The organism is Vibrio sp. 03_296 (assembly GCF_002265885.1).
Genome location: NZ_NPKW01000963.1, coordinates 1 through 696, shown reverse-complemented (window position 1 = coordinate 696; position 696 = coordinate 1). Strand labels below are relative to the sequence as shown.

Below are 696 nucleotides of genomic sequence, written 5' to 3'. Positions count from 1 at the left end.
TTCCTGCAAACCCAGAATACAGCTCATTGAATCTCGCGATGGCAGTACAGACCTTAAGTTACGAAGTTCGTATGGCTTATTTGCGTCATCAACAAAGCCAGTATCCAACGCAAGAAACTGCGGAATACCCACGCCACAGTGAACTGATCATGTTTATTCAGCACTTAGAGAAAGTGTTACTGACAACCGAATTTGTGCGAGCTGATCAACCTAACCRAGTCATGAATAAAATGCGCCGACTGTTCAGCCGAGCTCGTCCAGAAGCGCAAGAGTTGAACATTTTGCGTGGCATTTTGACTTCGTTAGAAAAGAGCATCAATAAGCAATAGTATCCCTGCTATTCATAGGGATGAATACCTGACTATTTAGTCAAATAAATACTTGACCATTTAGTCGGGTATGGAAAATCCGTATCATTACAAACAGTGTGGATACGGTGTGATATGAAACTGACATCTAAAGGAAGATATGCGGTAACGGCAATGCTGGATGTGGCACTGCATTCGCAAAAAAGTCCTGTACCTCTGGCAGATATTTCCGAGCGTCAGGGGATTTCGCTCTCTTACTTAGAGCAACTTTTTTCCAAATTGCGTAAAGCAGGTTTGGTTGCGAGTGTTCGTGGTCCTGGCGGAGGTTACCGTCTTGGCGCAGACGCATTTACCATTTCAATTGGAACGGTGATCGCTGGCCGTTCGA

1 protein-coding gene and 1 pseudogene are annotated in these 696 nt (G+C 44.6%); both read left to right on the top strand.

The window, feature by feature from the left end; genetic code table 11:
• A pseudogene (locus CIK04_RS29185) lies at positions 1-329 on the top strand (tRNA (cytosine(32)/uridine(32)-2'-O)-methyltransferase TrmJ); the annotation flags it as partial.
• A gap of 114 nt (positions 330-443) precedes the next feature.
• Positions 444-696 (top strand): Rrf2 family transcriptional regulator (locus tag CIK04_RS29180; RefSeq protein ID WP_128824752.1); only part of this gene is annotated, 253 nt, incomplete at its 3' end.